Source organism: Caballeronia sp. GAWG2-1, assembly GCF_023631405.1.
Taxonomy (GTDB): domain Bacteria; phylum Pseudomonadota; class Gammaproteobacteria; order Burkholderiales; family Burkholderiaceae; genus Caballeronia.
Window position 1 is genome coordinate 18,479 of the sequence record NZ_JALQDD010000034.1, and the last position, 25,853, is coordinate 44,331.

26 protein-coding genes are annotated in these 25,853 nt (G+C 66.9%); 11 read left to right on the forward strand and 15 right to left on the reverse strand.

Annotated features, from left to right (window positions below; genetic code table 11):
* The first annotated feature begins 2 nt into the window (after window positions 1–2).
* The 8 genes from trbK to NCR98_RS23645 all read left to right on the forward strand — a co-directional run bounded on the left by trbK (window position 3) and on the right by NCR98_RS23645 (window position 5,482).
* Window positions 3–230 carry an entry exclusion lipoprotein TrbK gene (trbK, locus tag NCR98_RS23610; protein ID WP_000644148.1) on the forward strand — a complete coding sequence of 76 codons (228 nt, stop codon included), beginning with the start codon at window positions 3–5 and terminating at the stop codon, window positions 228–230.
* 16 nt (window positions 231–246) lie between these two features.
* Window positions 247–1,959 carry a P-type conjugative transfer protein TrbL gene (gene trbL, locus NCR98_RS23615; protein ID WP_015586029.1) on the forward strand — a complete coding sequence of 571 codons (1,713 nt, stop codon included), beginning with the start codon at window positions 247–249 and terminating at the stop codon, window positions 1,957–1,959.
* Between the two features lie 17 nt (window positions 1,960–1,976).
* Window positions 1,977–2,564 (forward strand): TrbM/KikA/MpfK family conjugal transfer protein, encoded by a 588-nt coding sequence (locus NCR98_RS23620; protein ID WP_010890138.1) that lies wholly within the window; start codon window positions 1,977–1,979, stop codon window positions 2,562–2,564.
* A 13-nt stretch (window positions 2,565–2,577) separates the two neighbouring features.
* On the forward strand, window positions 2,578–3,213 hold the full coding sequence (locus tag NCR98_RS23625; RefSeq protein ID WP_011114052.1) for a transglycosylase SLT domain-containing protein: 636 nt from the start codon (window positions 2,578–2,580) through the stop codon (window positions 3,211–3,213).
* A gap of 28 nt (window positions 3,214–3,241) precedes the next feature.
* On the forward strand, window positions 3,242–3,508 hold the full coding sequence (locus NCR98_RS23630) for a hypothetical protein (RefSeq protein ID WP_010890140.1): 267 nt from the start codon (window positions 3,242–3,244) through the stop codon (window positions 3,506–3,508).
* Complete coding sequence (locus NCR98_RS23635; protein WP_011114053.1) at window positions 3,508–4,206, forward strand: TraX family protein; 699 nt, start codon at window positions 3,508–3,510, stop codon at window positions 4,204–4,206. The genes NCR98_RS23630 and NCR98_RS23635 overlap by 1 nt, the downstream gene beginning before the upstream one ends.
* A 15-nt stretch (window positions 4,207–4,221) precedes the next feature.
* Window positions 4,222–4,653, forward strand: coding sequence for an OmpA family protein (locus NCR98_RS23640; RefSeq protein WP_001665065.1), 432 nt, complete (start codon window positions 4,222–4,224; stop codon window positions 4,651–4,653).
* Between the two features lie 154 nt (window positions 4,654–4,807).
* Window positions 4,808–5,482, forward strand: a complete 675-nt coding sequence (locus NCR98_RS23645; RefSeq protein ID WP_011178411.1) for a DNA adenine methylase — start codon at window positions 4,808–4,810, stop codon at window positions 5,480–5,482.
* A 1-nt stretch (window position 5,483) separates the two neighbouring features.
* Here the strand turns inward: NCR98_RS23645 and NCR98_RS23650 are convergent, their stop codons facing one another.
* The 8 genes from NCR98_RS23650 to traJ form a co-directional block, all read right to left on the reverse strand.
* A complete protein-coding gene (locus tag NCR98_RS23650) occupies window positions 5,484–6,335 on the reverse strand; it encodes a recombinase family protein (protein WP_011296189.1) in 852 nt (283 codons plus the stop codon).
* A 488-nt stretch (window positions 6,336–6,823) separates the two neighbouring features.
* On the reverse strand, window positions 6,824–11,170 hold the full coding sequence (locus NCR98_RS23655) for a zincin-like metallopeptidase domain-containing protein (protein ID WP_011114055.1): 4,347 nt from the start codon (window positions 11,168–11,170) through the stop codon (window positions 6,824–6,826).
* Between the two features lie 3 nt (window positions 11,171–11,173).
* Window positions 11,174–11,563 carry a protein TraD gene (locus tag NCR98_RS23660; protein WP_006122510.1) on the reverse strand — a complete coding sequence of 130 codons (390 nt, stop codon included), beginning with the start codon at window positions 11,561–11,563 and terminating at the stop codon, window positions 11,174–11,176.
* Between the two features lie 21 nt (window positions 11,564–11,584).
* Entirely contained in the window at window positions 11,585–13,648 is a 2,064-nt protein-coding gene (locus NCR98_RS23665; protein ID WP_011114056.1) for a DNA topoisomerase III, read from the reverse strand.
* A gap of 11 nt (window positions 13,649–13,659) precedes the next feature.
* Window positions 13,660–14,196: a conjugative transfer signal peptidase TraF gene (gene traF / locus NCR98_RS23670; protein ID WP_006122512.1), complete on the reverse strand. Its 537-nt coding sequence runs from the start codon at window positions 14,194–14,196 to the stop codon at window positions 13,660–13,662.
* Window positions 14,193–16,106, reverse strand: coding sequence for a type IV secretory system conjugative DNA transfer family protein (locus NCR98_RS23675; protein WP_000694765.1), 1,914 nt, complete (start codon window positions 16,104–16,106; stop codon window positions 14,193–14,195). The genes traF and NCR98_RS23675 overlap by 4 nt, the downstream gene beginning before the upstream one ends.
* Window positions 16,103–18,343 (reverse strand): TraI/MobA(P) family conjugative relaxase, encoded by a 2,241-nt coding sequence (gene traI / locus NCR98_RS23680; RefSeq protein WP_011114057.1) that lies wholly within the window; start codon window positions 18,341–18,343, stop codon window positions 16,103–16,105. Before traI ends, NCR98_RS23675 begins: the two co-directional genes overlap by 4 nt.
* Before the next feature lie 34 nt (window positions 18,344–18,377).
* Window positions 18,378–18,752, reverse strand: a complete 375-nt coding sequence (traJ, locus tag NCR98_RS23685; RefSeq protein ID WP_000426567.1) for a conjugal transfer transcriptional regulator TraJ — start codon at window positions 18,750–18,752, stop codon at window positions 18,378–18,380.
* A gap of 373 nt (window positions 18,753–19,125) precedes the next feature.
* Here traJ and NCR98_RS23690 point away from each other — a divergent pair, with 373 nt between their 5' ends.
* The 3 genes from NCR98_RS23690 to NCR98_RS23700 are packed head-to-tail and all read left to right on the forward strand — an operon-like array spanning window position 19,126 to window position 20,689.
* Complete coding sequence (locus NCR98_RS23690; protein WP_001127128.1) at window positions 19,126–19,524, forward strand: TraK family protein; 399 nt, start codon at window positions 19,126–19,128, stop codon at window positions 19,522–19,524.
* On the forward strand, window positions 19,524–20,249 hold the full coding sequence (locus tag NCR98_RS23695) for a PRK13886 family protein (protein WP_011114058.1): 726 nt from the start codon (window positions 19,524–19,526) through the stop codon (window positions 20,247–20,249). The genes NCR98_RS23690 and NCR98_RS23695 overlap by 1 nt, the downstream gene beginning before the upstream one ends.
* Window positions 20,249–20,689, forward strand: a complete 441-nt coding sequence (locus NCR98_RS23700; RefSeq protein WP_000718516.1) for a conjugal transfer protein TraM — start codon at window positions 20,249–20,251, stop codon at window positions 20,687–20,689. Before NCR98_RS23695 ends, NCR98_RS23700 begins: the two co-directional genes overlap by 1 nt.
* Window positions 20,690–20,891: 202 nt before the next feature.
* Here the strand turns inward: NCR98_RS23700 and kfrC are convergent, their stop codons facing one another.
* The 7 genes from kfrC to NCR98_RS23735 form a co-directional block, all read right to left on the reverse strand.
* Window positions 20,892–21,545, reverse strand: coding sequence for an IncP plasmid survival protein KfrC (gene kfrC / locus NCR98_RS23705; protein ID WP_000826922.1), 654 nt, complete (start codon window positions 21,543–21,545; stop codon window positions 20,892–20,894).
* A gap of 28 nt (window positions 21,546–21,573) precedes the next feature.
* The gene (kfrB, locus tag NCR98_RS23710) at window positions 21,574–21,921 is read right to left on the reverse strand and encodes an IncP plasmid survival protein KfrB (RefSeq protein WP_000664557.1); all 348 of its coding nucleotides are present in this window, start codon (window positions 21,919–21,921) and stop codon (window positions 21,574–21,576) included.
* Between the two features lie 170 nt (window positions 21,922–22,091).
* Window positions 22,092–23,123: a DNA-binding protein gene (locus NCR98_RS23715; protein WP_011114059.1), complete on the reverse strand. Its 1,032-nt coding sequence runs from the start codon at window positions 23,121–23,123 to the stop codon at window positions 22,092–22,094.
* Window positions 23,124–23,301: 178 nt separating this feature from the next.
* Entirely contained in the window at window positions 23,302–24,351 is a 1,050-nt protein-coding gene (locus NCR98_RS23720; RefSeq protein ID WP_011114060.1) for a transcriptional repressor gene korB, read from the reverse strand.
* Window positions 24,348–25,112 carry a ParA family protein gene (locus NCR98_RS23725; protein ID WP_011114061.1) on the reverse strand — a complete coding sequence of 255 codons (765 nt, stop codon included), beginning with the start codon at window positions 25,110–25,112 and terminating at the stop codon, window positions 24,348–24,350. Before NCR98_RS23725 ends, NCR98_RS23720 begins: the two co-directional genes overlap by 4 nt.
* On the reverse strand, window positions 25,109–25,417 hold the full coding sequence (locus tag NCR98_RS23730; protein WP_011114062.1) for a transcriptional regulator KorA: 309 nt from the start codon (window positions 25,415–25,417) through the stop codon (window positions 25,109–25,111). Before NCR98_RS23730 ends, NCR98_RS23725 begins: the two co-directional genes overlap by 4 nt.
* A 106-nt stretch (window positions 25,418–25,523) precedes the next feature.
* The gene (locus NCR98_RS23735; RefSeq protein WP_011114064.1) at window positions 25,524–25,853 is read right to left on the reverse strand and encodes a DUF2761 domain-containing protein; all 330 of its coding nucleotides are present in this window, start codon (window positions 25,851–25,853) and stop codon (window positions 25,524–25,526) included.

The window sequence follows — 25,853 nt, forward strand, 5'->3', positions numbered from 1 at the left end:
TCATGAAAGCAATCAAGGCTCTGTCCTTGGCCTCGGCCGCCCTCGTGGCGGCCTTGGTCGCCGGCTGCGACAACAAGCCGGCCACGGCCCCCATGCCGGAAGTGAACGACGAGAACTGCAAGCCCGAGAACATCGCCAAGATCGAGGACAAGGGCGTCCAGCAGGCTTTTTCGTCGCTGTGCTTGCGTCGTGGTGGGGATTTCAAGCCCAGCCCGAAACGCGAATGGTGAGGTGCTGACGATGAGAATGCCAGCCAATCTAAAAACCCTCGCCCTGCCGCTGTTCGTCTGGCTGGCGTTCTTCGCGGTCGATGCCCACGCGGCCATCGACAACGCCGGCGTGTTCGATAGCGTGCTGGATCGCTACCAGGCCGCCGCGAGCGGCTGGGCCGGTGTCATCACCACGGCCGCAACCTGGCTCTTCTGGACGCTGGTTGTGATCTCGATGGTCTGGACGTTCGGCATGATGGCCTTGCGCAAGGCCGACATTGGCGAGTTCTTCGCGGAGTTCGTCCGCTTCACGATCTTTACCGGCTTCTTCTGGTGGGCGCTAACCAACGGCCCTAACTTCGCCTCGTCCATCTATGCGTCGTTGCGGCAGCTCGCCGGCAACGCGACGGGCCTGGGCAATGCTCTGTCGCCCTCGGGCATCGTGGACGTGGGCTTTGCGATCTTCGACAAGGTGATGGATCAGTCCTCGGTGTGGTCGCCGGTGGACAGCATGGCCGGCATCCTCATGGCCGTGGCGATCCTGGTCATCCTGGCCCTGGTCGGTGTGAATATGCTTCTGCTGCTCGCGTCGGGCTGGGTGCTCGCCTACGGCGGCGTGTTCTTCCTCGGCTTCGGTGGTTCGCGCTGGACTTCCGACATGGCGATCAACTACTACAAGGTCGTCCTGGGCGTGGCCGCGCAGCTCTTCGCAATGGTGCTCCTGGTGGGCATCGGCAAGACCTTCCTCGATGACTACTACTCGCGCATGAGCGCCGGCATCAGCCTCAAGGAAATGGGCGTGATGCTGATCGTCGTCATCATCCTCTTGGCGTTGGTCAACAAGATTCCGCCGCTCATCGCCGGGATCATCACCGGCGCGAGCGTGGGCGGTGCCGGCATCGGCCAGTTCGGTGCAGGTGCTGCGTTGGGTGCCGCAGGCATGGCAGCAGCAGCGGCCGCGACCGGCGGCGCCGCTCTGGCCGCCGGCGCAGCCTCGGCCGCCGGTGGTGCCTCTGCCGTCATGGCCGCCTTCTCGAAGGCCAATGAGAACGTGTCGGCAGGCACGGACGTTATGTCGGCCTTCTCGGGCGGCGGCAGCTCGGGCGGCGGTGCGGGCGGCGGCGGCGACGCCGGCACCGGCAGCACGCCCTTCGCTCAGGCTGCGGGCTTTAGCGGCAGCTCCGGCGGTGGCTCTTCGTCGGGTGGCGGCAGCCCCTCGACCGGCAGCAGCTCGGGCAGCTCGAAGGGCGGCGATAAGGGCGGCGGCAAAGCCGACGCCGGCGGCCAGGGCAGCAGCTCGACGGCCAGCACCGGCAGCAGTGCCGACAAGGCCGCCAAGAACGAACCCAAGCCCGCCGGCGGGGCAGGGCAAGGGCAGCAGGCCGCACCGGGCAGCACCGGCCCCGGCTTGCTCGCATCGGCCGCATCGGCCCTCGGCACGGCCGGCCGCATCGCCGCCGACGCCGGCGCGAACTTGGCGAAGGGAACCGCCGATGTTGCCAAGGCCAAAGCCGCGAGCCTGCGCGAAGCCGCAGCCGAGCGGATCGCCGACACCACTGGCGGAAAGATCGCCGCCGCGATCAAGGCGCAAGGAAGCGGCACGGCCGAGAACATCGACGTGCCCGACCAGCAGCCCGCGCCGAGCTTCGGCGACAACAGCCTGGCAGGCGGCCCTGCCGATGCCGATCCCGAGTCCGAAGTAGCTGCGTTCGCCAACCGCGAGCAAGGCCGCGACGGCACAACTGCGTAACCAAGGAGAGTCCAACCATGAAGAAGAAACTGTTTGCCCTGGCCGCCCTCGTGGCAGCCCTCGGATCGACCGCCGGCACGGCCAGCGCGCAAGACGTGCTGACCGGCGACACGCGCCTGGCCTGCGAGGCGATCCTGTGCCTGTCGTCGGGCACGCGCCCGAGCGAATGCACGCCGTCGCTGTCGCGGTACTTCAACATCACGAAGCGCAAGCTGTCGGACACGATCCGCGCCCGCCTGAACTTCCTCCAGCTTTGCCCGGTGGCGAGCCAGACGCCGGAAATGCAGTCGCTCGTGTCGGCGATCTCGCGCGGCGCTGGCCGGTGCGACGCGCAGTCGCTGAACTCGACGTTGGTGATGTGGACGGGCGGCTACGACGATGGGCGCACGTACATCAGCAACCAGTTGCCTGACTACTGCGGGGCCTACACCGGCCACGCCTACACCGACTTCGCCAGCAGCGGCACGCTGCCGCGCTATGTCGGGACGCCAGAGCGGGGCGGGTATTGGGTCGAAGCGCGCGACTATGACCGCGCCTTGGCCGAGTACAACGAACGCATCCGGCGCGAGGACGAAGAGCGCCGCCGTCAGTCCTGGCTGAACTGAGGGAGGGGAGGGCATGCCGTTCTTCGCCGATCTGCCGCCGCAGCTCCAGGAGCGCGTCGTCTGCTCGATCTCGGCCGCCGTCAAGTACGAGGTGCCGGTCAACATCGTGTTGGCCGTCGCCGAGAAAGAGGGCGGCAAGCCGGGCCAGTGGGTGCGCAACTCGAATGGCACGCATGACGTTGGCCCGATGCAGTTCAACACCGCGTACCTGGGCGACCTGGCCCGATACGGCATCACGGCGAACGATGTGGCGGCTGCCGGCTGCTACTCGTTCGACCTGGCCGCCTGGCGGCTGCGGATGCACATCCGCAACGACAAGGGCGACCTCTGGACGAAGGCGGCGAACTACCACTCGCGCACGCCGCAGTACAACGCGGTGTACCGGGCCGACTTGATGCGCAAGGCGTCGAAGTGGGCCGATTGGCTCGAAGCTCGGTTCGTCACGCTTGACGTGACGAAGGCCGGGGCCACGCCCTCGACGCCCAGCCAGCCCGCGACGGTGGCCCAGCGGGCGACGCCGGCGGCCAGGCCGGCACCAGCACCCCAGCAGGCCGCCCCAGCGGCCGCAGCAGCTCGCAGCGTGTCGGTGGCCGGCTACGTGCCCCGCACGGTGTCTTTCAACACTTCACGCGAGGGGTCGGCCGAGTAGGCCGGCTCTTCCGATTTAGCGGCTAAACATGGACAAATTCCACGCCTTCATGATGCGGTACACGCTGGGCGTCGGCCGGTTGCTTCAAGCCTATTGCAAGTGGGCGGAAGGGCAGGCCAAGAACCAGCTCGATTTGCTTCTGCTGGGCCTCGGCCCGATCTTCGCCTTGGGCCTTCTGCTGTGGGCGCTGCCGGCGTGGATCGGCAAGCCCATCGCCTTCGTGCTCTCACTGCCAGCGCTCTACATCATCTTCCTGGTGCTGCGCGCCTACGCGATTCGCGGGGGCCGGCGCTGATGAAGGCCCTGCGGATTCCTGATGGAACCGTCGAAGCGTTGAAGTGGCTCGCACTGGTTCTCATGACCGGCGATCACGTCAACAAGTACCTGTTCAACGCGACGCTGCCGGTGCTGTTCGAGGCCGGCCGCGTGGCGCTCCCCCTTTTCGTGTTCGTCCTGGCCTACAACCTGGCCCGGCCGGGCACGCTCGAACGCGGCGTGTACGGCCGCACCATGTCGCGCCTGGCGATGTTCGGCGCGCTGGCCTCCGTGCCCTTCGTGGCCCTCGGCGGCCTGTACGCCGGTTGGTGGCCGCTCAACGTGATGTTCACGCTGCTGGTCGTCACGGCCACGGCTTACCTGGTCGAACGTGGCGGCAAGCTGCACCTGGCGGCCGCCGGCGTGGTGTTCCTGGTCGGCGGCAGCTCGGTCGAATATTGGTGGCCGGCCGTGGCTTTCGGCCTGGCGGTGTGGTCGTACACGCGCCGGCCGAGCTGGGCCGCCGCGGCGGTCGCGGTGCTGGCCTGCGCGGCCCTGTGGTTCGTCAATCGCAACCTGTGGGCCTTGGCAGCCCTGCCGGTGCTCTTCCTGGCCTCGCGGGTGGATGTGCGCGTGCCGCGCCTGCGCTGGGCCTTCTACGCCTATTACCCGCTGCACCTGGCCTCGCTCTGGTTGATCCGCATCCCCATGAGCAAGGCCGGCTACCTGTTCTTCTGATTGGAGTCCTGCCCCATGCGAAAACCCGTTCTTCTGGCCCTCTCTCTGGCGTTCCTGGTCAGCGCGCAAAGCGCACTGGCCGCCGGCGACGCCGGCAACTTCGGCACGCCGATCAAGTCCGGCGTATCGGTGTCCTTCCCCGACAGCAGCGCGACATTCCAGCCGACGCCAGAGGCCCTGGAGCTGCTGGCCGACGCTAGGAATGCGGCGATCATCTACATCAGCGGGCGCACCAGCACACTACGGCCCAGCGCGGCCGATGAGGCCCTTGCACTACGCCGTGCGCTCTCGGCCAGGTCGTACTTGGTGGCGCGCGGCGTCTCGCCGCTCAAGATCATGGTGAACTTCGCATCGGCCGCCGATTTCGTGGCAGACAACTCGACGGCCGAGGGCCGGCGCGAGAACCAGCGCGTGGACATTGAGGTGGTCTACATCCCCACCTACTGAGCGATCCGGCATCGCCATTCCTGGCGGTGCTGCAGGTCGCTCCAGCAGCTTCGCATCGTCGGCTCTGACGATGCAGGCCCGGCCGGCTTCCCTTGACAGCATCGCCATTTCTGACGATGCTGGCCAAGTCCCGATTTACTCCAGGAAGAAGGCCATGAGATACCCCGGCGGCAAGGGCGGTGCCGGCGTCTACCAGACGATCATCAACAACATCCCGCCTCACGACACGTACATCGAAACGCACCTGGGCGGCGGCAACATCCTGGAGCGCAAGCGGCCCGCTGCCCGCAGCGTCGGCATCGACGTTGATCCCGAGGTGATCGAGGTCTGGCAGCAGCTCGACGTGCCCGGCCTGGAGCTGCACCACGGCGACGCCGTGGCCTGGCTGGAGTCCCACCAGTTCACCGGCTCCGAGTTCGTCTACGCCGATCCGCCCTACGTGATGGACAGCCGGCGCGGCGGCAAGCTATACCGCCACGAATACGACGACGCCGACCACGTGCGGCTGCTCGACGTGCTGGCCGGCTTGCCGTGCGCGGTGATGGTGTCGGGCTACAGCTCAACGATCTATGACAGCTCTCCCTTGGCGTCATGGAGAACCATCGACTTCAACGCGATGACGCGCGGCGGCATCGCTATCGAACGGCTGTGGATGAACTACCCCGAGCCGGCCGAGCTGCACGATCTGCGCTACCTCGGCAGCAACTTCCGCGAGCGCGAGCGCATCAAGCGGAAGAAAGCCCGCTGGCAAGCGAAGCTCGCCAAGCTCGATCCGCTGGAGCGGGCGGCGATCATGGAATGCCTGCGCGAGCTGGAGGCGGCCGAGTAGGTCACGCCTGCGCCTGGTTGTGCAGCGCCCATACGCGCTTGACCTGGCTTTCACTGCACCCGGCCAGCCTGGCCGTCTCTGGAATGCTGTGGCCTGCGCTGCGCAGCGCCACGATGCGTTCATGCACCTTTGTGTTGGCCTTGCGGCCGGTGTAGCGGCCGGCGTCCTTCGCCAGCTCGACGCCCTGCCGCTGCCGCTCGCGGCGATCCTCGTAGTCGTCGCGGGCCATCTGCAACGCCAGCTTCAAAAGCATGTCCTGGATCGACTCCAGCACCACCTTTGCCACGCCCTTCGCCTCGGCGGCCAGGTCGGATAGATCGACCACGCCAGGGACAGCCAGGCGCGCGCCCTGGGCGCGGATCGAGGCCACGAGGCGTTCGGCCTCGGGCAGCGGCAGGCGGCTGATGCGGTCGATCTTCTCCGCAACGACGACTTCACCGGGTTGCAGGTCGCCGATCATGCGCAGCAGCTCGGCGCGATCGGCGCGAGCGCCCGAAGCCTTCTCGCGGTAGATGCCGGCGACGTAGAAGCCGGCGGCCCTGGTGCTCTCCACGATGGCGGCCTGCCTGGTCAAGTCCTGCTCGTCGGTGCTGACGCGCAAGTAGATGCGCGCGACCTTGAAAGCGACGCCGGCGGCCTGGTGCTCGGTCGGCGTCCGCATGATGCGGTCGGCACCTTCGACCAGGCCATCGCCGCCGACGCGCAGCGGTGGCGTCTTGGCGAGCGCCTGGCGCGCTGCGCGTGACTGGCGCGGCATGGCCGCAATCTGTGTTTCCTGGGCGGTGCGCGGCGTGATGATCGCGCTGCGCTTCGCCTTGGTCTTGCCTGGGAAGTAGCCGTTGCGGCTGGTCATGGGTTCCTCCGGTCATTTTGGGTATACGCAAAGTGTCCGGTCATGCTACCCCCGGCCAAAAAGGCCGTCATGCGATTTATCTTGGCCGGGTCGTTATTGGCGGGTCTAAATGGCCGCTCCGTGGATCTCATCGCCAGAAATGGCGATGCGAGATCCAGGGCAGGGCGGCCGCCATCGTCAGACCTGGCGATGGTCGACGCCGGCGCGCATCGTCGGATGTGGCGATGCGAGCTCGAGGTCGGTGGCCACCGCCGGCGACCTGGTGCCATCGTCGGCAATGGCGATGCTGCAGCTCGACGTGCGCGGCCTGGTCGTCTCGGCATCGTCGGATGCGGCGATGCTCGAGCGAGGCGAAAAAAAACCGCCTCGGGGTGTCCGAGGCGGCAAGTCTGCATGCGGTTCAGGGAGGAAGAAACCGCGCCGGCGATCAGGGAGGAAAACCGCGCGGCCTGATGTGCAGCTCGGCCACTTTAGCCGGATTTTTCGACTTATCCGATGCGAGCGGCCCGCCGTGGGCGCTGCTCGATCTGCTGTTGCTTTTTCTCGACGTGCTTCTGCTCCTGGTGCTGCTGCTCGTCGCGCTGCACCTGGCTGATGGCCGCGCCGATCTGCCGCTTCACGCCCTCGATGCCCAGCTCGCTCTTGTGCGCCAAGTCGTTGAAGTCGGTGTGCTGCTTCATCGTGGACAGCGCCGCGATCTGCGCGCCGCTCAACATCGACGCCTTGAGCTTGGCCGCCTCGTCGCCGGCCAGCTCGACCTTGCCGGCGGCGGCGTCGGCAAGGCGCTGCTCGGCGCGCAGGTGGGTCTTGAAGCTGTCGGGCGTGATGGCGGGCAAGTCGCGCGGGTAGGTGTTCTCGGCCGGCGCGAAGATCGGGAAGATCGCCTTGCCGCCCACGGCCTGGGCGGCCGCCTCGGCCTTCTCCCGGCCGGGGTTGTTGCCGTGGGTCATGACCAGGTGCCGGTCGTCGTCGCCGGCGATGATGATCGGCTTGTCCGGGAACTTGGCGTGCAGCGCCTTCGCCACGGCCTCAAGGTTGCCGCTGTCGAAGGCGGCGACCGTGGCGTGGCCCACGGCCTCGGCCACCTGGGCCGCCGTGGCGTAGCCCTCCGAGATCACCAGCGCCGGCGCGGCCGCCAGGGCGTCCATGCCGCCGACCGGGTGGAAGCATCCTTCCTTCTTCGAGTCCTTGGCGAACCGCTTAGTGCCGTCCTCCTGGATGTATTGCATCGTCCATTGCTTGCCCTCTGCGTCGAAGGCCGGGATGTAGGTCTTCTGGCCTTCGCGGTCGGTCATCACGCCGGCCTGCGCCTGGATGCCTTTGGCTTGCAGGTAGGGCGTCGGCTGCTCGATGGGCACGAGGTCGGCCATCTGCCGACCGACGCGCTGCGCGGTGGCCTCCTGGGCCTTGTCCTGCTCGACGGCTCGCTGTGCCAGCTTCTCGGCCGCCTCGGCCTGGAGCTTGGCCTTCTCCTGGTCGCTCAAGGCGTAGCCCTTGCTCTTCCAGGTAATGTCCGTGCCGGTCTTGTTGTTGATGATCCGCCCGGCCGGGTGCCCGTCCAGGTGGCCCACGTAGAAGCCATCGAGCGCGCCCTTCTTGCCGCCCTCGACCGGCACGCGGTGCCGCTTGCCATCCATGATCGGGTGATCGCCCTGGGCGTTGCTGCCGGTGAACAGGCCGGCGCTGCGCATGGCCTCGGCGAACTCTTCCCTTGGCGTCATCGCTGGCCCTTGCTGGGCCTGCACGTTCTCGGGCTTCCAGCGTTCGAGCTTCGCCGCGTCGGCGCGCGGGCCGACATACCAGGACTTCGCGGCCTTGTCCCAAAGCGCGCCGGCGGCCTTGGCCGCGTTGCGCTGCTCGTAGGGCACGGCCAGGTACTGGCGGGCCTGCTGGGCCTGCTGCGCGGGCTTCTGCGCCTCGCCCTGGGCTTCGGGTGCCGGCTGGGCCGAACGCGGCTCTACGGCCGCTGTAGCGGCTCCCTGCGCCCATTTGGCGAAGGGAGCGGCATCGGTGCCCGGCGGCACGTACCAGGACTGTTGCTGCCGATCCCAACGCGCCCCGAGGCTCTTGGCCTCGTCCTTCTCCTTGTACGGCACGTTGATGTACTGCCGTTCGGGCTTCTCGGCCTGCGGCTGCGCCTGCTGCCGCTCGCGTTCCTGGCGCTCCAGCTCGGCCGCGCGGCGCTGCGCGTCGCTGTCGTTGAGCATGGCCGACGCCTCGGCGGTCTTGCGTGCCTCTTTAGCGGCTGAAATGTCCTCTTCGGTCGCGTTGGGGTCGCGCCGTACACGCTCTTCCTGCACGCGGGCCAGCTTGGCGGCGCGCTCGTGCTGGTTGTCGGTGCCCAGCGCATCGACCAGGTGCAGGCGCTCGGTCAGAGCCTCGGCCTGGCCCTCGGTGCGGGTGCCGGCGACGAAGGCAAAGGCGTCCTCGCCGAACTGCGCATCGGCCTTGCGCGCGTAGACCTGGAACGCCTGCGGCTCGATGCCGGCCTGGGCGGCATCGACGGTCTGGCCGTCCTGCTCGGCCACGCCGACGATGCGCAGCTCTCCGCTCCAGTCGGGCGGCAGCTCAACGCCAAGGTGTTGACGGGTCGCGTCGGCGAACGCCTGGCCGTCGATCTCGCCGGCGGCGAGCTGCCGGCGCGCGGCGGCGGCCTGCTCGATGCCCTGCACCGCGTCGGCAGGATGGGCGGCCAGCAGGGCGGCCGCCTGGTCGTTGGTCGGTGGGGTCATGTTCGCCTCCTGGTCTGCGACGGCCGCTTGCTGCTGGGTCAGCGCCGGCAGGGCCATCAACTGGTCGGGCGCGTAGTTGTTCAGCTCGTCCAGGCTGCGAACCTGGTGGGGTTCACCGTCCTGGTCGTGGAACGCAAAGATGCGCTGGCCGTCGCTCCACCTGGCTTCGGCGTCGATGCTCGACACGATCTGTTCGCCGTGCTGCTGGAGCTGCTGCGCGAGGTGGAGCTGTTCGGCCATGTTGGCGAACTCTTGCGCCAAGCCCTTGCGCTCCAGGTAGGCGTTGTCGGTGTCGGTGTGGCTCGGGTCGATGCCGAACACCGGCGACAGCCGGTCATGCGCGACCGCGTAGAACTGCTCGGGATCGGTGCCGGTGATGCTGCCCACGGTTTCGAGGCCACGGCTGCGCAAGGCGTCTTCCAGGGTGTCGCCCTGGAATGCCTGGTAGTGGCTGAAAGACACGTCCGGGTTGTCCAGGACTTCGGCAATGTCCACGGCCAGGGCCTGGGCCACGGCTTCGTCCTGGGCCTGGCTCTGCTGCTGGTCTTGCTCCTGAACCTGCTTCTGCTCGAAGGCCAGCACGTAGTCGTGAATCTTCTCGGCATCGGCGGCCGCGCGGAACACCTCCAGCGGCTCGTCTTGCAGCGCCTTGATCCACGAACCCACATAGGCGGCGTGCTGGCCCGGATCGTGGCCGATGCCCAGCTCGTCGCCGACGATCATGGAAGCGATTTCGGCGCGCAGCTCTTCCTTGGCGTACCCCTCGCTCCCGAACGGGTGCGCCAGGTCGCGGTCAAGGCGCGAAGCGTGGCCCGTCCAGTGGCCCAGCTCGTGCAGCGCGGTCGCGTAGTAGCGGTCGGAGCTGGGGAACTGGCCGCGCTCCGGCAGGGTGATGCTGTCGGTCGAAGGGCGGTAGAACGCCCGATCACCGGCGGCGTGGGTGATCGTCGCGCCCGAGGCTTTCAGGATGTGCTCGGCGCGCTCGACGGCGTTCCAAGTCTGTTCCTTCTTCGGCTGGAGCGGCGGCAGGCCGTCGATCTGCTCGCCGTTGAACACGGTCGCAAAGAACACGCGCGGCCGCTCCAGCATGACGGTTTCCTTGACCGGCTGGCCCTTCGCATCGAGGACGGGCCGGCCGCTGTCGTCCAGCTTGTCTTGCTCTTCGCTGAACTTCCAGTATTGAACCGGCGTGCCTTTCTCGCCCTTGCGAACCTGCGCGCCCACGGCGGCGGCCTGCTTGTAGGTCATCCAGCGCGCATCGCTGCGGCCCTGGGCCATCAGGTGGATGGCGTTGATCCCTTTGTACCGCTTGCCGGTGGTCGGGTTCATCGGCAGGTAGGCGTTGGGTTCGCCCGGCTCCCACGGCTTTTGCCACGGTGCGGTGCCGGCCTTGAGCTGCTCGATCAGCTTTTCGGCCACGACTTCGTGAAACGGCTTCTTCGGCTCCATGTTCTCGTCCCTTCGGAATAGCTCGTTGAACTGAGGGAAGTTCTGCTGTGTCCGGGAACGGTCGCGCAGGCCCTGGGCGACCATGCACACGATGTTGTGCAGGTCGTCGGCCTGCATGGGCCGCACGCGGGCGATGCAGGTTTCCGTGAATGACTGTTGGCCGCGCTGCTGCACCTGGTCGGCGACCTGGTGCTGGCTCGGCTCGATGCCCTCGCAGTGCAGGGCAAACACTTCCTCGGCGCGCACGTCCAGGGACTGGCCGGCATAGCGCCGGTTCACGTCATCCCATAGCGGCTTGAGGGTGGGTTCGTTGCGGGCGGCCGCCAGGCCGTCCAGCAAGGCGCGCTTCTCGCCCGGCGCGAAGGTGTTGGCCCCGTAGTGGCCTAGCACCTCGTGCCGCAGCGTCATCAGTAGGTCGCCGGCGCTCTCGACGTTCTGCAAGGGCACGTCCACGCGGCCACGGTAGGCGCGGCCGGCGTGCAGCGTCTCCTTGGGCACGTAGCCGCCCTTCATGTCGGCCGGCACCTCGGCCGCTCGCGGCCCGTACAGCTCGGCCGCGTCCTCGCGGAACTTGTAGGCCAGCTCCAGCGCGCCGGGGTAGTCGCGGACGAAAGCCCGCGTCACCCCTTGCGCCTCGGCTTTCGTGATCGGCATGGGTCAGCCCTCCGACGCCTTGCGCGCGGCGGCCTGGGCAACCGTCTCGCCGGGCCGCAGGTCGTACAGCTCGCGGGCGTTCGTGGTGGTGATGAACGGCGGGATGTCGGCGCTCGGGCCTTCGTCGTCCAGGAATGCCGGCTCCAGCGCGCCATCGACTTCCACCAGGTCGTCGCCGCTCGCGGCGGCGTCCTGCTCGGACAGCGCGTCCTCCACGAACGCGCCCACGCGCTCGGCTTCGTCGGGGTCGAACTCGACCTGGAAGCCGGGCGTCAGCGCGTCGGCCATCTTCTCGCGCACGGCCTCGCGGCCGGCGGCGTCGTCGTCAACCGGCGGCAGGACGGCCAGCGGCTCGTCGTGGGCGGCGGTGTTGGTGGTGGTTTGCTCGTTCATGGTCGATCTCCTTCGCTGTGGTCATTCGGATGCCGGGCCGTTGCGGCCCTTGCTGTAGTCGGGCCGACCCTTGAGGTCGGGGTAGGTCTGCTTGCATGTGGGGAAGTTGCTGCAACCCCACCAGAATTGCCCCTTCTTCTTGCTCGGCCGGCGCGACAAGCCGCTGCCGCAGGCCATGCACTTGTGAAGGGATGACACCGGCGCGGCTTCCTTGCCGCCGGCGATGGTCACGGCTCCGCTGTTGGCCTTCGCCACCTGGTCGCGGATGAACGTCTCTTGCTTCGTGATGAAGGCGTCCAGGGCGGCCGTGCCCTGCTCGACGCCTTTCAGCATCCGCTCGTAGAGCGCGGTCAGCACCGGGCTTTTCACAACCTCGGGCAGCGCGTCGATGACGCTGCGGCCGAGGGTCGTGCTGATGATCTGCTTGCCTTTGACGGCCAGGAACTCGCGCCGCTTCAACTCGGAAATGATCGACGCACGGGTGGCCGACGTGCCGATGCCGTCGCCCTCGCGCAGCATCTTCTTGTGCTCGGCATCGCTGACGAACTTGTGGATGTTCTCCATCGCGCGGATCAGCGTGCCCTCGGTAAAGCGCGCTGGCGGCTTCGTCTTGGCGTCCTTGCGGGTGGCGTCCGTGCAGGTCACGGCGTCGCCCTGGGCCATCGACGGCAGGGCCTGCGTGCCGCTGTCGTCGTCCTCGTCCTTCTCGCCTTCCTCGTCGGCCTGGCTGTACACGTCACGCCAGCCGTTGCGCGTGACTACCTTGCCGCTCGCGGCGAAGTTCTCGCCCGCGATCTCGACGCCCACGGTGGTCTGCATGTACTCGTGCAGCGGGTAGAACTGCGCCAGGTAGGCGCGCACGATCAGGTCGTAGATGTTGCGCTCGCGCTCGCTGAGGGCGGCCTTGCTGCCCTTCTGCATGGTCGGCACGATGCCGTGGTGCGCGGTGATCTTCGAGTCGTCCCACGTCTTGGACTTGATACGCGGATCGGCACCATCGACCAGGCCGGCCAGTTCGGGGTTGACGTGCTTGATCGCCTCCAGCACGCGCGGCGCGTCGGCGTGCTGCGACTCCGGCAGGTAGGCGCAGTCGGTGCGCGGGTACGAGGTCAGCTTGTGCGTCTCGTAGAGCGCCTGGCAGGTGTTCAGCACGTCCTCGGCGCTGTAGCCGAACTTGGCCGAGGCCAGTGCCGTAATGTCGGACAGGGCGAAGGCCAGCGGCTGGTTCTGCTTCTTGGCCTCCTGTTTGTACGCGGCGATGGTGCCCGGCTGGCCCTTGACGGCGGCCACCAGGGCGTCGGCGACGGCGGTATCGACAAGGCGGCCTTCGCTGTCCAGACCGGCTTGATCCTCCTTCGCCTTCCATGCGGCGGCGAAGCTGCCGCCGGCGTGCTGCACCACCGCCCGGATGGTGTGGTACGGCACGGCCTTGAATGCCTCGATCTCGCGGTCGCGGGCGACCACGAGGGCCAGCGTCGGCGTCTGCACGCGGCCCACGGTCAGCAGGGCGCGCGAGCCGCCGCGCTGCGCGCGCAGCGTGTACGCGCGGCTGAGGTTCATGCCGATCAGCCAGTCGGCGCGCTGCCGCCCGCGTGCAGCGTCGGCCCAGCCTGCATAGGTGGTGTTCTCCTTCAACGCGGCCAGGCCGCGCTTGACGGAAACGGAGTCCTGCGCGCTCACCCAAAAGCGGCGCACCGGCTTGCTGTTGCGGAAGTGCTCCAGCACTTCGTCAACCAGCAACTGGCCTTCGCGGTCGGGGTCGCCGGCGTTGACGATCTCCTTGGCCTCCTTGAGCAGCTTGCCGATCACGGCGAGCTGCTTCTTCGCGTCGTCCTTGGGCTTGAGAATCCAGCTCTCGGGGATGATGGGCAGCTCATCGACGCGCCAGACCTTCTTGCCGGACTGGCCGCGCGGCACGTCATCGGGCGTGTACTCGTCGGGGTCGGCCTGTTCGAGCATGTGCCCGAAGCACCAGGTCACTTTGTCGGTGCCGCACTCGATGAAGCCGTCGCCCTTGCCGGTCGCGCCCAGCTCGCCGGCGATGGCCTTGGCGACGGACGGCTTTTCTGCGATGAAAAGGCGCATGGTGTGTCTCCCTACCAGGTGATGACCGGACGGATCACGGTCTTGATTTGCGAACGATTGATCGGGCCGAAGTAGCGGCCGTCGAAGGATGTGGCGCTCACGTCCGACATAAGCAGCACCTCGGAATTGCCGAGCGTGTAGCTGTTGGACTGATAGCGCGGCAGCGGCCGACCGGCCTTGTCGGCCTTGATCGGCGCGCTGAGGGGCAGCAGCTCGCCGTTGACGCGCACGCCGTCATCGGCGACGGCGACGGCATCGTCTTTAGCGGCTAAAACGCGCTTCATCATGTAGCCGTAGCCGCCCTGGCAGAAGCCGGCCCCGATGTAGCCCCTCTCCTTGGCGTCATCGAACACGCCGAGCTGCGGCGGGCAGAAGAGGACGTAGGCCCCCTTCTCCACCGGCGCGCTGCTCGTCCAGTACAGGCCGACCGGAATGCTCTTGGTGGTGTTCACGCGGGCACCGGCGGCATAGCCGCCGGCGGCCAGCAGCAGGGCGGCCACGCCCGCGATGACGACGCCTGCCGCGATGCGTTTCAGGATGCGGCTCATATCGTGATGCCCTCCCCTTCCGTCTCGGCCTGTGCGACGGCGCGCAGGCGGTCGCTGACCTTGGGCGCAGGGATCGCGGCGCGTGCCGAGAACACTGGGTCTTTGAAGTACAGGGGTTGCTTGCCGTAGATCGCCGGGTAGCCCGCGACGTAGATCACCATGTCGCCGGCTTCTTCGATCTCGCCCTGGGCGTTCTTCTTTGGCCCCGGCATGCGCAGGCATTCGTCGGGCGTCAGCAAGGGCCGCTGCACTTCCTGGTAAGTGCGCGACACCTGGCCCAGCATCGCCGCCGTGCGGCGGCCGCTGGTCGTGATCTGCTCCTTCACCACGGTGGTCTGCCCGGTGAGGCGGGACAGGTGTTCGGCCGTCTCGACGCGGTTGGGCGGGTAGGCGTTCTGCACGTGGCAGTTCGACGTGATGCTTTCGTCGTGGCCGTAGCCCGTCTCGCGGCTCTTGAGCTGGTTAATGTCCTGGCAGATGAGGTAGCACTTGATGCCGTAGCCGGCCACGAAGGCCAGCGACTCTTGCATGATCTCCAGCTTCCCGAGGCTCGGGAACTCGTCCAGCATCATCAAGAGCCGGTGCTTGTAGTGCGCCACCGGCCGGCCGCCCTCGAAGTCCATCTTGTCGGCCAGCAGGCGCACGATCATGTTCACCATGACGCGCACCAGCGGCCGCAGGCGGGCCTTATCGTTGGGCTGGGTGACAATGTAGAGGCTTACCGGGTCGTCCTCGTGCATCAACTGCTTGATGCGGAAGTCCGACCGGCTGACGTTGCGGGCCACCACGGGGTCGCGGTACAGGGCCAGGTACGACTTGGCCGTGGACAGCACCGATCCGGCTTCTTCCTCGGGCCGATCCATCATGTCGCGGGCCGCCGAGCCGATGGCGTGATGGTTCTGGCCGTCTACGTGCCCGTAGGTCGCCATTTCCATCCAAAGCTCGCCAATGTCCCGGTTCGGGTCGGCCAGCATCGCATCGACGGACGGCAGCGTGGCGGTGCCGCCATCGTCCTTGGCCTTGTACAGCGCGTGCAGGATCACGCCGACCAGGAGCGCGAAGGCGGTCTTCTGCCAGTGCGAGTCCAGGCCCTTGCCGTCCGGGTCAACGATCAGCGTGGCAAGGTTCTGCACGTCACCCACCTCGTATTCGGTGCCGAGGCGGATTTCGTCCAGCGGATTCCAGCAGACGCCGCCCGAGGTGCTGGCCGGCTCGAAGCGCAGCACCTTGTTCTTGGCGTGCTTCTGCCGCCAGCCGGCGGTCAAGGCCCACAACTCGCCCTTCAAGTCGGTGATGACGCTGCTCGCGCCCCACGACAGCAGCGTGGGCACCACCAGGCCGACGCCCTTGCCCGAGCGCGTGGGCGCGTAGGTCAGCACGTGCTCGGGGCCGCTGTGCCGCAGGTAGAAGAAATTGCCGTCCTTGTCCTGCCAGCCGCCCACGTACACGCCGGTAGCCGTGGGTGCGGCCTTGCCGGTGACGATCTCCAGGACGTTGCGCTCGCGTGGCAGCAGGCCGGCCGCCTGAATGTCCTTCTTCTCGGCCCAGCGGGCCGAGCCGTGCAGGTACTCGTTCGCCTTCGAGCTGTTGGACGTGACGACCTTCGCCACGGCCACGCCCAGCAGGCCCACGGTCGAAACCAGCATCCCCATGCTGCCGGCCTTCATGATCTCGTCCGGGTACTGGCTGTACCACTTGTACGTCCAGTGCAGGATCGACCAGGGCGCGTACACGTGGCCCACGTTGGGGCCGAGGGTCGCGTGATAGGCGAACGTGTGGGCGAAGAACTGCGTCGCGGCCTGGAGGCCGCCGACCATCGAGGCCGCGCCCAGCACCGGCAGCAGCTTGCTCGGCTTCGGTTTGGCGGTTCGGACTTGCGGCCCTACCGCGTTGTTCATCTTGATCTTCATCTACTCCTTCCTTTCGACGTTTTGATGGAGCCTTTCGCGGTGATCGAGACGGCATCGCCGACCGCGATGCGCGTCAAGCGCCGGGCCGTGGCCTGGTCGATGGGCATAACCATGACCTCATCACCTCGTTTCAAGAGGGCCAGCGCCTGGCCCTCGATAGTCCTGGTGCCCTGGAACGTGAGCGCACCATCACCGGCAGTATATCGGGAATGCTTCGGTATATCGAAACCTTTTAGGCGCTTTGCCTCGCGTTCGGCGATGTACTTGTCGGCGGCGGCGACGCCCGGCGGCGTCTGGCCTACTCCTGTTCCTGGCCGAGAAATTCCCCGTCGCAGTGCGTGATCTGGTTGGGTTCCTTGCTGCTCCACGTGACGAGGAACATCACGCGGCAATAGCACTTCACTTCCGCCGGCGATGCGAACCACACCGAGTTCGGACAGTGCTCGCAAACGGTGCTGGCTTTGGGGCGGCGGTTTTCTTCCAAGGCGTCCAACGTCGGGCTTCCGGTGGACGGTGGCGGCGTGAAGGCCGGCGTCGGCGCGGTCGCCTCGGCCGGCGGCTGGCCGGCCGTCGCCTGCTCGGGCGACGGCTGCGGCTCCGGTAGCGTGCTGGTCGGCAGCGGGCCGCTGTCCAGGGCCGCCAGCGCCGCGTCCAGTTCGTCCTCGATGCTCTGGTCTTTCGGTTCGCTCATGGGTGTTCTCCTTGTTCAAAAGCGCCTGCCGCCGGCTCTCAAGAGCCGGATCGGTGAAGGTGATGGGTAGCTGGGAATCGACGGCGGCGCGGATCATCTGCGCCTTGAACTCCACCGTGCCGTTGACGGTGATGCGGTTGCCGTAGCGTTGCATCGCCAGGCGCAGGGCTTCTTGCAGCCCTTCGCGCGTGGCCTCGCGGGAGACTTGCAGGCGGTCACCGTCATCGCGCACGGCGCTCATGCCGGCGCGGAAGATGATCGTCCCCTTCTTCGTGATGTTGTCCACCGCCGGCGCGTGGCCGGGCTTCGCCTGGCCCTCGCCCCGGATGGTGTTGCCCTTGAGGCCCTGGGCCGCCTCGCGGGCGCGCAGGGCGGCCAGGGCGTCGGCGCCGCCGTGCTGCGCCTCCTTCTTGAGCCAGTCGGCCCACGTGCGCCGGCTGTGCTCGGCGTAGAGGGCCGTGCGCTCCTGCTGGAACTGCTTGTTGATCGCCTGGAGTTCGCTGCGCAGGGCCTTGCTCGCCTGGGCGTACAGCAGCTTCTTGTTCGCGCGGCCCTCGCCGACCACCTTAATCGTGGCGCGGCGCAGGCGGTTCGACCTCTTGGCCGCCTCGATCAGCCGATCCTTGCGATGCCGGGCGCGCTCCAGGGCCTGGGCGCGCGCCGTGGTCAAGCTCTGCTGCTCGGCCTTGTACTTCGCGTACAGCTCCACGGTGTTGACGCGAAGGCGGATGGGGTCTTTGCGGTACTGCCGCTTCGCGGTGGTTTGCGCCTGCCGTTCGGGCGAAGCCTCGAACGGGCCAAGCCGCGCCTCCAGGCTCGGCTTGGAAAGGTCGCGGGCTACTGTGCTCGCCTTCACCATCGTTCCGTCGCCGGCCTCGAACACGAGGCCATTGGCGCGGACGCGCAGCTCCATTCCGTTGTCCCGCATGACCTGGTGCAGTTCCTGCCAGGACTGCGCGCCCTTGATCTCGTCCAGGCACTCGCGCTTGATCCAGCCGACCAGGCTTTCAACGCCGGCATGCCGCTCCATGTCGGCGGCCCGGCCCTCCGCGCCGCGCTTGCGCGGCTCGTGGTTGTCGCGCTCCAGGCCGTAGTCGCGCTCCAGGGCCGTGCAGAGTTCCGCCAGCGCCCGGTGCGGGTAGTACGGCTCGTGCATCGTGTGCCGCGTCGGGTGAATCTTGTTGATGGCGATGTGGATGTGCAGGTTGTCGGTGTCGTTGTGGACGGCACTGATTCGCTGATGCTCGCCATAACCCAGCCCGACGCAGATGCGTTCCTCAATCGCGCGCAAGGTGTCGGCGCTGGGCTGCTCGCCGGCCCGGAAGCTGACGATCAGGTGGTAGGTCTTGTCGCCCTTCGCGCGGGTGTTCGTGTGCTGGGTCGCCAGCACCTCCGTGATGGCGTCCTGGATGGAACCGGCTTCGCAGTTCGTCGCCTGCACGTGGCCCAGCCGGTGGTCTTTGCTTTGGGCGTCGGTGATGTAGTTCGCCAGGCCCGCGAAGTCGCTCTTGCCAAGCGAGCGCATCGGCACGTGCTTGGCGATCATGGCCGCCCCTCCGGCTTTTTAGCCGCTAAAGAAGTCAAGGCTCGGCCCTCGGCTGAACCACGGCCTTCATGATCCGGCTCATTTCGTCCTGGGTGGCCTCGATCCGGCCCAGCAGGGCCAGGATGGTCGCCTCGCCGAACTGGAGCGTTCGCACGTCATCGGTCAGCCAGAGCTTGAGCAGGCCGCCAAGGCGGCCAAGGTCGCCGTTGACGCGCACCAGCTCGCGCACGTGCTGGTAGTCCATGACGCCCTTGATCTGGTAGCCCTGGCCCACGTCGCGCAGATAGCGCGCCACGCTGACGCCCGCCCTCTTGGCGTTCGCCTCGATCTCGTCTTTCTCTTCGGGGAACACCGGCACCCGCAGGTGCTGCCGCCGCCGGCGGCCGTGTTCCTTTTCGTCGTTCTCCATGCCTCGCCTCGTCTCTCATGCCGGCGGTAGCCGGCTGCCTCGCAGAGCAGGATGACCCGTTGAGCGCCCCCGGCGCGAATAAGGGACAGTGAAGATAGATAACCGGCTCGCCGGTTAGCTAACTTCACACATCCTGCCCGCCTTACGGCGTTAATAACACCAAGGAAAGTCTACACCAGCCATTACGATTTATCCGCAACTATCGCGCTATCAGGCCGCAAAAGCAGCAACGGATATAGCGAAAACCGCCACAATGGCCCATAATGCCGCTATCGAAGCGTGCCAATGCACGCCGATAGCGGACTTTTTGCGTTTCCGTAGCGCCGCTTAGTAGCGTTACATTTGCGATGAGAGGATTAGATGGACGAACACGATGCCAAAGACCTACCCCGAAGAGCTGGCTGAATGGGTGAAGGGACGGGAAGCCAAGAAGCCGCGCCAGGACAAGCACGTGGTCGCGTTCCTGGCCGTCAAGAGCGACGTTCAAGCGGCGCTCGATGCGGGCTATGCGATGAAAACGATCTGGGAGCACATGAAGGAAACCGGCCGGCTGCGCTGTCGGTACGAAACCTTCACCCAGCACGTGAAGCGGTACATCAAGGCCGCGCCGGTAGCTTCCCCGCCGCCTCCCGCCACTCCCCCGGACAGCCAGCCCAAGGGCGCGAAGCCCGAGCCGAAGGCCGCCCCGCCGGCCTCGGAATCCAAGAGTGAGCCGCCCAAGATCGGCGGCTTCACGTTTGATGCGACTCCAAAGAAAGAGGATTTACTGTAATGGCGAAAATTCACATGGTTCTGCAAGGCAAGGGCGGCGTCGGCAAGTCGATGATCGCGGCCACCATCGCGCAGTACAAAGCCGGCAAGGGACAGAAGCCGCTTTGCATCGACACCGATCCGGTGAACGCGACGTTCGAGGGCTACAAAGCCCTCAACGTGCGCCGGCTCAACATCATGGACGGCGACGAGATCAACACCCGGAATTTCGACGCCCTGGTCGAGATGATCGCGTCGGCCGAGGGCGACGTCATCATCGACAACGGGGCCAGCTCGTTCGTGCCGCTGTCGCACTACCTCATCAGCAACCAGGTGCCGGCGCTGCTCCAGGACATGGGCCACGAACTCGTGGTGCATACGGTCGTCACCGGCGGCCAGGCCCTGGTGGACACGGTGAGCGGCTTCGCCCAGCTCGCCAGCCAGTTCCCGGCCGAATGCCTGTTCGTGGTCTGGCTGAACCCGTATTGGGGGCCAATCGAGCACGAGGGCAAGGGGTTCGAGCAGTTGAAGGCGTACACGACCAACAAGGGCCGTGTGTCCGCCATCATCCAGATTCCGGCGCTGAAAGAGGAAACCTACGGCCGCGACTTCGCCGAAATGCTCCAGGATCGGCGCACCTTCGATGAGGCCCTGGCCGATTCGGCGCTCACGATCATGACGCGGCAGCGGCTCAAGATCGTGAAAACCCAGCTCTTCGCCCAGCTCGAAAACGCGGCGGTGCTCTGATGGCGGCCGACGACAAGATCGAGGAGCTGATACGGGAGATCGCGGCCAAGCACGGCATCGCCGTGGGCCGCGACGATCCGATCTTGATCCTCCAGACCATCAACATGAAGCTGATGCAGGACAGCGCATCGGCCCAGCAGGAAATCTTGGACGCCTTCAAGTCGGAACTGGAGTCCATCGCCCACCGATGGGGTGATGACGCCAAGGGAAAGGCGGAAAGGACGCTCAACGCGGCGTTGGCGGCCAGCAAGGACGCCATGACGCGGGGAATGCAGGAGGGCGCGAAGGCGGCCGCCGAGGCCGTGCGGCGTGAGGTTGAGGCGGTGACGGCGCAGCTCGTCGCGCCGATCCGCGAGGCGCGGCGCGTCGCCATGATGAACATGGTCGCGGCCGGCATGGCGGTCGTGGCCGCCGGCCTGGCCCTGTGGGCCTCGCTGTAGATGGCGATGCGGGATCTCATCGTCAGAACTGGCGATGGTCGACCGCGCCGGCGGCATCGCCAGGTTCGGCGATGCTGGCCAGCTCCCGGCATCGTCGCTTGTGACGATGCTGCAGGATGATTCCACCAGGCCCTCGGCGGGCCTCCCTCGCCAGAAATGGCGATGCTCGAGAAAAAAGCCCGGCGACCGCCGGGCTTCGTTTTTATGCGGGCCTGGCTGACAGGCCCAAGGACTGCGATCTCCCTGGCCGCTCCTGGGCCTGGGATTGCTTGCGCTCCTGCTCCTGCTTGCGCATCAGCAGCTCATGCCGGCGGGCGGCCTCGCGCATGGCATCCCAATCGGAAGCCAGCTCGGGGTTCTCGGCGCGCATCTTGCGCGTCGCCAGCTCTTCGATCTTCGGCGAGTGCAGGCCCATGCCTTCCTTGATCTCGCGGACGGCCTCCAGGCGCGCGTGAAGCGTCTGCAAGCGGGCCTGCTGCTGCGCCTGCTGGTTCTGCCAGGCTCGCTTAGAGCCGGGCAAGGAAAGCCGGCCAGGCGCGGACGCCTGGGTCTGCTGCAAACGGGCCTGCTGCCGGTCGATCAGGTTTTCTAGCCTGTCCTCGATGTGCTCCACCTGGTCGTGCTTGGCCTGCACGTAGAGCGCCAGGGTTTCGGGGTAGGACTGCTCGACCGGGGCCGCCTCTAGGGTGGCCTGCTGCTCGATCTCGGCCGCCTGGGCGGCCTCCAGCAAGTCGGCTCCGGTGTCCTCGCGCGAAGCGCCGAAGGCGGCACCGCCGAGGGTGGCCGGCGCGCTGACGCGGGCCGGCTTGGTGGCGCGGCTCTCGGTGCCGCTGCCGGGGATGGTGAGTCGTTTCAAGGGCGTGCCTCCTTTTTAGCCGCTAAAGCTACATGGAGCGCCCCCGCGTCAGTTTCGGGGCCTCTGCGGCGACTGCCGCCTTGCCCTGGGCGTTGTAGCTGATGCTCTTTGCGCTCCCAATTTCAGGTACTTTATCGAAATCTGACCGAGCGTGCATGACAAAGTTCTTGCCGATCTGCTGGTACACGTTGGTGGCGTCGGCATGAACGATCACGCCGGCGTGGGTCTGCTTCTTGTCGGCCGCTTGGGCCGTGTACAGGTTGTAGATGCCGGGCTTCAACGCGCCCGCCTTGTCTACTTTCTGATTCGTCCAAGCGCCGTCCTTTTCGGCCTGAACGATGCGTTGACCGTTCATGACCAAGAGGCGTTCTTTCATCGGGCACTCCTATGGTTGCCGTAGTTCTCAAAAGGGTGATGGTGGCCCCATGCAAGCCGCGCTCCAACAAAAAAGCCGACCTCGGCAAAGCGAGGCCGGCTCTTCCCAGCGGCCGGGTTGTGCGTTTTGTCAGGGTTCCAGGGTAATTTTAAGGAAAACCAACCGATTTATCAGGTCTTTTTGCGTCCGCCGCTGGTCGGATCGGCCGCCCGGCCTTGCGCCATGACGGTTTCCAGGGCCTCCAGCCGGCCGCGAAGCCCGGCCGCTTCCTCGCGGGCCTGGGCAGCGTCGCGCTTCGCCTGGTCGCGCTCGCCCTGGGCGGCGGTCAGCCGCTCGGCCTGGCGGTGTGCCTCGGCCGCCATCGCCTTGCGCTGCTCCTGGTGGGCCTGCTCGGCCGCCTCGGCCTTGGCCTGCACCTTCACCAGCTCCGCGCGCACCTGGTCGCGCTCGGCGGCGGCCGCCTCGGTGGCCTTCCGCTGCTCGGCCTGAGCGGCGCGCGCCTGGTCGGTCGCCTGGTTCGCCCGCTCCAGGTCGGCACGCAGCTCGCCGGCGCGGCGCTCGATCTCGGCGGTACGGCTGTTCGCGGCCGCGAGGTCGGCCCGCAGGGCCTCCACCTGGTCGGCGCTGGCCGTGGCCCTCTCCTGGGCCTTGTCGCGCTCTGCGCGCGCCTGGCGGGCTTCCTGATGGGCGTGATCCAGCTCCGTGCGCAGCTCGCCGGCCCTGGCCTCGGCCGTGGCCGCGCGCTCGCTGGTCGCCGCGAGCTTGCCGCGCAGCTCGTCGGCCTCGCCCTTGGCGGCCGCCTCGACGGCCTCCAGGGCCGCGATGCGGGCCTTGGCCTCGTCCAGCTCGCCGGTGAGCTGGTCGGCCAGCTCTGCGGCTTCCTGGCGCGCTGCTTCCGTCTCCTGGCGCACGGCCTCCAGCGCCTCGCGCTCGGCGGCCAGGCGGTTGTTCGCCATTTCCAGCGCCACGGCCCACAAGTCGCCGCCCAGCTCGGCCAGCTTGTCAGTGATCGCCTGCGGTGCCGGCTCGCGGATCGGGGCGGCCTGGCTGGCCTTGCGTGCGCGCCACTCGTTCATCGCCTCGCTGATGGTGGTGAAGCTGCCGCTGCCGAGCTGCTTGCGCACGTTCGCCAGCGTGGGGTTCTGGCCGGCCGCGTCCAGTTCGTCGGCCACCGCAAATATCTGCTCCTTCGAGATCGCCATGTCGGGCCTCCTTTGGCCGGTTGTATGTTGTAGCGTGAAGCATACTACAACATACAACACTACGCAAGCGGTTTAGCTGAACTTTTTTTAGCGGCTAAAACGCGGGCAAAAAAAGCCCCGCTCGATGGCGGGGCGATGGGTGGGGGTCGGTGGTCGGCGATGCCCGGCGCTGGGCGTGTCAGCCCTCCAGCAGCGCGACAAGCTGCACGGTGCCAAGGTCGGCCTCGAACTCCTGGCCGTCATCCTCGTATTTGAGCCAGGCCCAGCCCTCGGCCGGGGGCCGGCGGTTGAGGATCAGCCGTGCCGGCCGGTCGTCGTGCTTGACCTGGATGATGGCCTTCTTGAGCTTGTCGGGGTCGGCCTCCTTCGGCTCCTTCTTCCCCTTGGCGTCATCATCCTGCGGCCCCTGCTCGCCGTCGCCGGCCTCGGCGTCGGTCTTGCCGGTCAGCGCATCGACGGTGTTGGGATCACGGTCGCCGTCCTCGTGACTGCGCTTGTCCTCCAGGAACTCGCGCAGCAGCTTCACCGAGCCGCGCGTCAGCTCCTGGCTGTCGTCGGCCAGCCAGGCGGCCACCTCGTCGGGGTTCTTCTTGTAGGCCGTCACCAGCTCGTTGATGACAGTCACGTCCTTGCCCCGGCCGCTATTGAACGCCTCGGCAATGGGTTCGGGCAAGTCCAGCAGCGTGACGTGCTGCGTGACGAAGGCCGGCGACTTGCCGATCTCCTTGGCGATCTCGCCCTTCTTCTTGCCCTTCGCCAGCTCGCGGCCGATGAAGTCGGCGATCTCACGCGCCGTCAGCTCGTTGCGTTGCAGGTTCTCGATAACCTGGTCGGCCTCGTTGTAGTCGTTGTCGATGAAGGCCGGGATCGTGGTCTTGTGCGCCCACTTCGAGCCGCGATAGCGCCGCGCGCCGTGGTTGATGAGGTAGCGCCCCGGTGCGTCCGGGTTCTCGCGCACGCTGATGGGCGACTTCACGCCGCGCGCTTTGATCGTCTCGCCGATCTCCGCGATGCTCTCCGGCGAGAAGCCGGGGTTGTCGGCCGTGCGCGGCTGGTGCGGGTCTTCGTCGATCAGGTCAAGCGGCAGCTCCTGCGGGCCTGCGCCGCCGGCGTTGGCCGCCGGCTGCTCGTTCAGCAGGCCGGCCAGGTCGCCCAGCCCGTCCAGGCCCAGCCCGGACGATTGCGGCTTGTCCTGCTCCTTCTTCTTGGCGTTGGTCTTGGCGCTCATTGCGCGATCTCCATCTTCGTGAACACGTAATCCGCCAGCGCACGCACCTCCTGGGTGGCCTTCCGCGCGGCGGTCTTCTTGATCTTCCACACCGGCATCTGCTCGCCCAGCGCCTCGGCGATGCTGTCACGCGCGCCGATGCTGAACGGCAAGATGAGCTGCGGGTATGCCTGCTGCAACGTCGCCAGGTTGTTGACGTGGCGCGGCTTCCGCGCGTCCACCTTGTTCGGCACCATGCCGAGGAAGCGCAGCTTGGGGTTCTGCTTGCGCAGGTTGCTGATGACCGCGACCATCTTCTTCATGCCCTGCAAGCTGTACGCCTCCATTTCGATGGGCGACAGCATGTAGTCGGCCGTCAGCACGGCCGCCGTCATGGCGACGCCAAGGGAGGGGGCCGTGTCGATCAGGCACACGTCGAAGAACTCGCCCAGCGCGGCCACACTGGCCCGCAGCGCGGCGGCCGCCTGGGAAAGCTCCATCTTGTCCAGGTTCGCCAGGTTGGCGTCTGCCGCGATCAGCGCCAGGCCGTCATCCTCCCGGTCAGCGAACCAGGCGCGCAGCTCGTCGCCGCCGGCGGTGAACATGCGACTGGCGGGATAGCCCGAGTCGTGGCCGGCCAGCGTCCAGCTCGCATTGCCCTGGGTGTCCAGGTCGATCACTGCAACCCGAAGGCCGCGCTCCTGGAAGTCGAACGCCAGGTGGCAGGTTGCGAACGTCTTGCCTTGACCGCCTTTCTGAATTGCCGTGACCAGTGTTTTCATGAGTTGGGTTCCTGTTTCCTCTTTCCCTTGGCGTCGGCTTCCCAACGCTTGACGATGAACGCTTGATGCTCCGGCAGTACCGCCGTCACCCGCTCGAAGCCCTGCGGGAGCACTTCCCCCGCCACTGCCCACACGCGGCTGACCGCTTGCGATACCGCCCCCTTGGTCAGCCCCAGCGAGGCCACAAACTCGGCCTGGGGCCTTCCATCGACCAGCACGCCGCGCGCTATGTCGATGGTCTGTTGCCCGATCTCCAGGCCCTTGATCGCCGCCTGGAATTGGGCTTCGGTTAGCCGTTTCTTCATGGAGAACACCCATATAAACTCCACACCCGGTTGTTGAACAAAAGGCGGTGCCAGCCGCCGACCATGTGCAGAAGTTTAGCTAAACTCGCCGCCCGCGTCAAGCGTTTTAGCGGCTAAAAATGGGCGCGTGATCTTCTTTCTTGGCGTTCAACCTGGCCGCGTCAGCGGCACTCATGAAGAACGTCATCAGCGGGCCGACCGTGCGGCTCGAACCGTTGGCAAAGCACACGTCGAACTGACCGCCGGCGGTGTGCGGATCGACGCCTTCCACCAGTCGCCAGGGGTCAAGGCCCCATTCCTCGGATTGCGCGCTGTACCAATAGGCCGGCGCATCGCCGTTCAAGTCGCTGGCCGCGTACTCGCGCACCAGGACGGCCACCCGGCCGGTGTTCGGCTCCACGAATCCCGGCGGGTAGGGTAGGGTCTGTTTTTTCAT

Excerpts from the sequence above, each read along its gene's own strand:
- trbK (WP_000644148.1), top strand. The coding sequence starts at position 3 with ATGAAAGCAATCAAGGCTCTGTCCTTGGCCTCGGCCGCCCTCGTGGCG.
- trbL (WP_015586029.1), top strand. The coding sequence starts at position 247 with ATGCCAGCCAATCTAAAAACCCTCGCCCTGCCGCTGTTCGTCTGGCTG.
- NCR98_RS23620 (WP_010890138.1), top strand. The coding sequence starts at position 1,977 with ATGAAGAAGAAACTGTTTGCCCTGGCCGCCCTCGTGGCAGCCCTCGGA.
- NCR98_RS23625 (WP_011114052.1), top strand. The coding sequence starts at position 2,578 with ATGCCGTTCTTCGCCGATCTGCCGCCGCAGCTCCAGGAGCGCGTCGTC.
- NCR98_RS23630 (WP_010890140.1), top strand. The coding sequence starts at position 3,242 with ATGGACAAATTCCACGCCTTCATGATGCGGTACACGCTGGGCGTCGGC.
- NCR98_RS23635 (WP_011114053.1), top strand. The coding sequence starts at position 3,508 with ATGAAGGCCCTGCGGATTCCTGATGGAACCGTCGAAGCGTTGAAGTGG.
- NCR98_RS23640 (WP_001665065.1), top strand. The coding sequence starts at position 4,222 with ATGCGAAAACCCGTTCTTCTGGCCCTCTCTCTGGCGTTCCTGGTCAGC.
- NCR98_RS23645 (WP_011178411.1), top strand. The coding sequence starts at position 4,808 with ATGAGATACCCCGGCGGCAAGGGCGGTGCCGGCGTCTACCAGACGATC.
- NCR98_RS23650 (WP_011296189.1), bottom strand. The coding sequence starts at position 6,335 with ATGACCAGCCGCAACGGCTACTTCCCAGGCAAGACCAAGGCGAAGCGC.
- NCR98_RS23655 (WP_011114055.1), bottom strand. The coding sequence starts at position 11,170 with ATGCCGATCACGAAAGCCGAGGCGCAAGGGGTGACGCGGGCTTTCGTC.
- NCR98_RS23660 (WP_006122510.1), bottom strand. The coding sequence starts at position 11,563 with ATGAACGAGCAAACCACCACCAACACCGCCGCCCACGACGAGCCGCTG.
- NCR98_RS23665 (WP_011114056.1), bottom strand. The coding sequence starts at position 13,648 with ATGCGCCTTTTCATCGCAGAAAAGCCGTCCGTCGCCAAGGCCATCGCC.
- traF (WP_006122512.1), bottom strand. The coding sequence starts at position 14,196 with ATGAGCCGCATCCTGAAACGCATCGCGGCAGGCGTCGTCATCGCGGGC.
- NCR98_RS23675 (WP_000694765.1), bottom strand. The coding sequence starts at position 16,106 with ATGAAGATCAAGATGAACAACGCGGTAGGGCCGCAAGTCCGAACCGCC.
- traI (WP_011114057.1), bottom strand. The coding sequence starts at position 18,343 with ATGATCGCCAAGCACGTGCCGATGCGCTCGCTTGGCAAGAGCGACTTC.
- traJ (WP_000426567.1), bottom strand. The coding sequence starts at position 18,752 with ATGGAGAACGACGAAAAGGAACACGGCCGCCGGCGGCGGCAGCACCTG.
- NCR98_RS23690 (WP_001127128.1), top strand. The coding sequence starts at position 19,126 with ATGCCAAAGACCTACCCCGAAGAGCTGGCTGAATGGGTGAAGGGACGG.
- NCR98_RS23695 (WP_011114058.1), top strand. The coding sequence starts at position 19,524 with ATGGCGAAAATTCACATGGTTCTGCAAGGCAAGGGCGGCGTCGGCAAG.
- NCR98_RS23700 (WP_000718516.1), top strand. The coding sequence starts at position 20,249 with ATGGCGGCCGACGACAAGATCGAGGAGCTGATACGGGAGATCGCGGCC.
- kfrB (WP_000664557.1), bottom strand. The coding sequence starts at position 21,921 with ATGAAAGAACGCCTCTTGGTCATGAACGGTCAACGCATCGTTCAGGCC.
- NCR98_RS23715 (WP_011114059.1), bottom strand. The coding sequence starts at position 23,123 with ATGGCGATCTCGAAGGAGCAGATATTTGCGGTGGCCGACGAACTGGAC.
- NCR98_RS23720 (WP_011114060.1), bottom strand. The coding sequence starts at position 24,351 with ATGAGCGCCAAGACCAACGCCAAGAAGAAGGAGCAGGACAAGCCGCAA.
- NCR98_RS23725 (WP_011114061.1), bottom strand. The coding sequence starts at position 25,112 with ATGAAAACACTGGTCACGGCAATTCAGAAAGGCGGTCAAGGCAAGACG.
- NCR98_RS23730 (WP_011114062.1), bottom strand. The coding sequence starts at position 25,417 with ATGAAGAAACGGCTAACCGAAGCCCAATTCCAGGCGGCGATCAAGGGC.
- NCR98_RS23735 (WP_011114064.1), bottom strand. The coding sequence starts at position 25,853 with ATGAAAAAACAGACCCTACCCTACCCGCCGGGATTCGTGGAGCCGAAC.